At 37.1% G+C, this 5,387-nt stretch carries 7 protein-coding genes and 2 tRNA genes; 1 reads left to right on the top strand and 8 read right to left on the bottom strand.

Annotated elements, in window-relative coordinates; genetic code table 11:
- Positions 1-157: 157 nt before the first annotated feature.
- The 8 genes from WOCAOBSORBRA_RS05365 to WOCAOBSORBRA_RS05330 form a co-directional block, all read right to left on the bottom strand.
- The gene (locus WOCAOBSORBRA_RS05365) at positions 158-913 is read right to left on the bottom strand and encodes a putative folate metabolism gamma-glutamate ligase (RefSeq protein ID WP_174516084.1); all 756 of its coding nucleotides are present in this window, start codon (positions 911-913) and stop codon (positions 158-160) included.
- A gap of 1 nt (position 914) precedes the next feature.
- Positions 915-1,403 (bottom strand): dihydrofolate reductase, encoded by a 489-nt coding sequence (locus WOCAOBSORBRA_RS05360; RefSeq protein ID WP_174516083.1) that lies wholly within the window; start codon positions 1,401-1,403, stop codon positions 915-917.
- Positions 1,397-2,680, bottom strand: a complete 1,284-nt coding sequence (gene folP, locus WOCAOBSORBRA_RS05355; RefSeq protein WP_174516082.1) for a dihydropteroate synthase — start codon at positions 2,678-2,680, stop codon at positions 1,397-1,399. Before folP ends, WOCAOBSORBRA_RS05360 begins: the two co-directional genes overlap by 7 nt.
- A complete protein-coding gene (locus WOCAOBSORBRA_RS05350) occupies positions 2,677-3,063 on the bottom strand; it encodes a dihydroneopterin aldolase (protein ID WP_007548841.1) in 387 nt (128 codons plus the stop codon). Before WOCAOBSORBRA_RS05350 ends, folP begins: the two co-directional genes overlap by 4 nt.
- A gap of 39 nt (positions 3,064-3,102) precedes the next feature.
- Entirely contained in the window at positions 3,103-3,759 is a 657-nt protein-coding gene (locus WOCAOBSORBRA_RS05345; protein WP_155969607.1) for a CADD family putative folate metabolism protein, read from the bottom strand.
- 78 nt (positions 3,760-3,837) lie between these two features.
- A tRNA-Ile gene (locus WOCAOBSORBRA_RS05340) sits at positions 3,838-3,914 on the bottom strand.
- Positions 3,915-3,956: 42 nt separating this feature from the next.
- Positions 3,957-4,280 carry a thioredoxin gene (gene trxA, locus WOCAOBSORBRA_RS05335; RefSeq protein WP_006279168.1) on the bottom strand — a complete coding sequence of 108 codons (324 nt, stop codon included), beginning with the start codon at positions 4,278-4,280 and terminating at the stop codon, positions 3,957-3,959.
- Positions 4,281-4,396: 116 nt separating this feature from the next.
- Entirely contained in the window at positions 4,397-5,017 is a 621-nt protein-coding gene (locus WOCAOBSORBRA_RS05330) for a ribonuclease D (protein ID WP_010962900.1), read from the bottom strand.
- A 172-nt stretch (positions 5,018-5,189) separates the two neighbouring features.
- On the opposite strand from WOCAOBSORBRA_RS05330, the gene WOCAOBSORBRA_RS05325 reads away from it, so the two are divergent.
- Positions 5,190-5,262, top strand: a tRNA-Gly gene (locus tag WOCAOBSORBRA_RS05325).
- Positions 5,263-5,387 lie beyond the last annotated feature (125 nt).

The raw sequence follows: 5,387 nt of genomic DNA, 5'->3' as shown, positions 1-5,387 counted from the left end.
ACATAAGACGCCGATACATTAAGTAATCCTTACCTTTTAATCTGCAGATTGGCGAAAGCAAATACAATAGCTTCAGTCTTATGATAAGGGGGCTGGCGAAGGGTGTCAAGCAAGTTTTTTGTTTCTATTCCCAATGTTATATGGTTATGCAAGAAGTCTAATAGCAAATTTTTAAGTTTCTCTTTAACCAGCGGGCTCGCATGAGGAGAGGAGAGTAAAGGTCCTCTTCCATAGATATCTTCACACTTTTTTCTTCTTCTGTAGTTGGCAGACGAGTAAGAAAGTGAATCTTTGGTGCGCCACTAATTATTGCCATTGGTGTTTGCTCCGCCCCTTCTCCCATAACTAAAACAGCAGACGTTGCCAGCGCATCAAGAAGATTGACTTGTGTTACTTGCAGTGGTTGATCATAAAGATCTGGCTTGCCTATATAGGAATAAAATGGTTCAAATCCACACCAACCAAGAGCAACGCCCGTAACCCCAAGGCGCATAGGTGTTACATTACTATCTGTAATCAAAATACCAAGATGTTTTATGCAGTGTTTTGTCTTGAGATAGTTCCATATTGATAGAGCTGTTTTCTGAACATCCTTTGGGTATAAAATATACATTTCATTACCATTTGATTCATCAATACCAGCAGATGGAATTAAGATATTGTCTTTGATTGTTAAATAGATGCCGTAAGAATTATGGTCTACATCAACAATTGCATCAGCTTCTCTTTTGATTAGCTCTTCTTTAGAACAAGCAGTTTTGCAAACCACTTGTTTTTGACAAATAGAAATGATTTTTGATGTGATAGCAAGAACAACTTCCTCTCCTAGCAACTCTGAAACATAGCGATCAAGAACCTGCTCTAATACTTCCCCACATTCAATGCGGTGGGTATAAATTGCTTTAACATGCATATTAACGTATTAGCCTACATATAGTATAATCTTTCGTTTTGGTGAGAATAGTTTTATGCCATCCATCAAGAAGTGTTAAGTTGAAATATACATCACCTTTATAGGGTTTGTAAATTTCTGTCATGATGAACTCTGAAATTAGATTATATTCTAAAAAAAGATGCGCTATTTGTGCTCCACCAATCACAAAGATTTGAGGGTAACTCCAATTACTTTGGATTGACAAAAACTCTTGCATAGAAGAAATAATAGTGCATTTTACTCCTCTGTTAAAACAAGAATTTAATTTGTTACGAGAAAAAACAATAGGAATACGATTCCCTAATATGTCTTGAGGCATAGTTTCAAATGTCTTTCTCCCCATAACAATAACTTGTTTGTCAGTCACCTGACGAAAATGATCTAACTCACTTGGATAATGCCAGGGCAATCCATTATTTATTCCAATTACCCCCTTGGGATCAACAGCCATAATTCCGATAACTAGCATCCCTGTAAAGCAGCTTGAGCTACAAAAAATCGCATGTGATCACGCACATTATGCACTCGAAGGAAATCAACCTTGTTGTGCAATGCAGATGATAAAGCAATTGTTTCTAAATCTCGGTTAAAGACAGGTTCTATAGAAAAAGAAGAAATAAATGACTTTCTAGAATGACCAACCAGAACTTTGCAGCCAAAACTTTGCAATGCTTCTATATTGCGTAAAATCCAGATATTCTGATATAGAGATTTGCCAAAACCAATACCAGGATCAATAATGATCGAGCTTTGATCAAAACCTAGAGCTAGTAATCTATTAATGTTCCTTTCTGCCCAATTATTTATGGTATCAATTGGATCAATGTCACTTGGGATAATGTTGTCACTATATGGTGGTATGGAGAGTGAATGCATAATAACGATACTACATCCACTGCTAGCAATCGCTTTTAAGGTATTATCATCTAGATCTCCCTTCTGATCGTTTACCCAGGCAATGTTGTAGTGCTCCAAAACGTTCAAAATAACATCTGGCCAGAAACTATCAATGCTGACTTTAATGTCACCAACTTTCATATATTGATTAAGGTCATCAAGTACTGGTTTTAAGCGTGCATACTCTGCTTTTGGAGTTTGTATTGAGGAGCCAGGTCTTGTTGATTGAGCACCAAGTTCAACTATGCTTGCACCATCTGATAACAGCCGCAGTGCCTGCTTGGTTGCTTGATCTGCATCATAATAAAGACCACCATCTGAAAATGAATCAGGAGTAATATTGACAATACCTACAAGCTCTGGTGAAAGCGTAAAACTCCTTAAAAAGCAATCCTTAATGTTAGGGTTAACAGTACCAAACGTTTTGTTAACTACTGCCATAGGGTTCAGCATTGTCATCAAGTGAAGCAAAAATGGTCTGTTTATCAATTCTGGGTGAGGAATCTTAAGGTAGGGTGTATCAAGTGTCAGGTCATCCCATAACAAAATATCCAAATCAATAACGCGAGGTGCCCATTTTTCATAGACCTGCAGACGGCCAATGTCACATTCAATTTGTTTAAGGCCCTTTAACAGCTCTTCAGGAGAAGAAGAACAACTTCCATACACAACCATATTTAGAAATGGCCTGTCCCACCCAGGTGAAGCATCATTTGGTAAAATAGCCTTAGTTTCCAGAATAATTGAAGATTTTAAATTTTTAAAATAGCGTTCCTGCAGTAACTGAGCAGCCTTTTGTAAATGGGAAAAGCGATTCCCCATATTTGAGCCAATAGAAATGTAAATCATTCTTGCAACGCATTACGATAAGTAAAGAAAACACCTCCATGCACACTGGGGACAGGTGGTGCAACTTTGTGAATAGTTACGCCTATAGAAGAAATAATAAGCTTTTTTTGCATCACAAGGTTATTAATGGTCCTGTATATATCATGAGTTAAATGCTCGATTAAGTTGAATTGCTTGCTTTGAACGAGAGATTGAATACTCTGAACTACCTCCAAGTAGCATATAGTATCCTCAAGCCGGTCAGTTGTAAGTCCTAAAGGGGGGGATTTAAAGGTAAAATCAATATTAACACTAACTAATTGAGAATGATACTTCTCTTCTGCACTATAGCCTAAATGAACCCAAAGCCGTAAGTCAGATATAAGAAGATTACATGCAGACATTGCATTCCAACATCACTGAGTTTAAGCTACTTACAACTACTAACACACGCTAGCATTCATCATTCCATCAAGAAAACCCCACAAGAGCCTTGCTCCCTTTTGAGCACCCTGCATAACTTTATCTTGCTCTTTTTCATCTAGATCTTCAATAAGATTTGCACATTCCTCAGAATGCCATTCATCAGCATGCATATGGACCGTAAAAAATTGAAGAGAACGCTCATCACTTATTGAATAGTGTTTTTTTAAACCTTCAATTTTAGACTTGGAAACCTCTGGAGTTTGACGTTCGTAAGCGTACAAGGCTCCAAGACCTGCCGCAAAACCTGATCTTACAATATCAAAGTAACCATCAACTAACTCCTGTGTCTCTTTAATCTGTGCACTTTCACGAAGATCAGATCGCGCAACGCCAAGCCCTTCAGCAAAACGTTGCCATAATTCTGGATGATTTTCATCACCTTGTTCCTCTTCTATTAAATTACCAAGTAAAACCTGTCGCATTTTTAGATCTGGGCACAAAAAATGTATACCACTGATGTAACGAGGAAACGCAGCAACGTGGTGATAATATTCTTTAGCATAGGTTTGTAAAGCTTGCAAGCTTAAGCTTCCTGTATTCCATGACTGGTAAAATGGATGATTTAGTAAGTGCAATTCATCTAACTTGTTATTTAGAGACTTAGTAAATTCCATCATTTCCCCCATTACATTAATATATAGTTCATATACTATAGTTTTCTCATTGTTACGATCATGCTAAGATCAATACAATGGTGGGATTGGTAGGACTCGAACCTACGGCCAATTCGTTATGAGCGAACTGCTCTAACCGACTGAGCTACAATCCCTTTTATCAATATTTATAATACACACAAAAGCAAATTTGTCTATTAGCTTATTTCACTATCAACCCAACTTGACAAATCATTTGTTGCACCAATTTTGCGTGCAATTTCCTTACCATCTTGAAATATGATTAAAGTGGGTATAGATTGCACTCCATACTTACTTGGCACTTCAGTCCCTTCATCTATGTCGAATTTGCAGATCTTAATCTTGCCTTTTCTATCCTTAGCCAATTGTTCTATACGTGGCATTAGACTTTTGCATGGCCCACACCATTCTGCCCAAAAGTCTATCAGAACAAACCCTTTATAGTCAGTGACTTCAGATTTGAAATTTTGATCATTTACCGATGTAATATCATCACTCATAAAATACCTAAATTTTTGTAAAATATAACGTATCTATTAGCAGTTAATCAACTAAATTCTTACCGCAGAGCTTGAAAAATTGCCCTAAAGTGTTTTGCACAAACAAAAAACTTCTATTACATCTGGTGGTTAAAGATATCCACGTTTTCCCAACCCATTAAGTCTAACTCAATACGAGTAGGAAGAAATTCAAAGCACTTTTGGGCCAATTCTTTTCTATTTTCACGTTCCAGCATTAAGTCTAGCTTTTCCTTTATCCTGTGGAGATACAAAACATCAGATGCAGCATAACTTTTTTGTTTGTCTGTTAAATTTTCATTTCCCCAATCAGAAGATTGCTGCTGCTTATTTAGTTTGGTATCAAGCAGCTCTAAGCACAACTCTTTTAAGCTATGATTATCTGTGTAAGTGCGAACTAAACGTGAAGCTATCTTTGTGCAATAGCACGGAAGTGCCCAAGTTTCCAAGTAATAACGTATTATGCTCACATCAAATCGCGCGAAGTGAAATATTTTAGTTATATTTTTATCCTCTAATATTTTTCTCAAATTTGGCGCTGTATAATCGTTCTTGAGTTGAACTAAGTGAGCGTTGCCATCATTAAAAGAGAGCTGCACAAGGCATAATCTATCTCTGCTATGAAGTAGCCCCATTGCCTCGGTATCAACAGCTATAGACCTTATATCATCTGGTATTGAACTAGCTGGCAAGTCGTCTTTATATAAAAATATTCCCATAAAGCTTTGTGGAATAATTAAAAACTTATGATAATCAAAAATAAGCCTTAAGTATACGAAAAGATCATAGAAGGAACCACGCAAATTTATGGGCTCTCACATTTTTCGTGTACACGGGGTTTACAAATCGCTGTATATGCCTATAATTAAGTAAATTTAGGTTAATTTAATTGCGGGAGTAGCTCAGTTGGTAGAGCGCAACCTTGCCAAGGTTGAAGTCGAGGGTTCGAACCCCTTCTCCCGCTCTTTGCTTTCAAAATCATTTCGTCAAAAATCCCTTGACAAACTCCGCTAGCCCCCTTATCATGAAACTGAAGCTATTGTATTTGCTTTCGCCAATCTGCAGATTAAAAGGTAAGGATTACTTAAT

It is taken from the genome of Wolbachia endosymbiont of Cardiocondyla obscurior (genome assembly GCF_902713635.1).
Taxonomy (GTDB): domain Bacteria; phylum Pseudomonadota; class Alphaproteobacteria; order Rickettsiales; family Anaplasmataceae; genus Wolbachia; species Wolbachia pipientis.
This window is presented reverse-complemented; position numbering and strand designations above follow the sequence as displayed.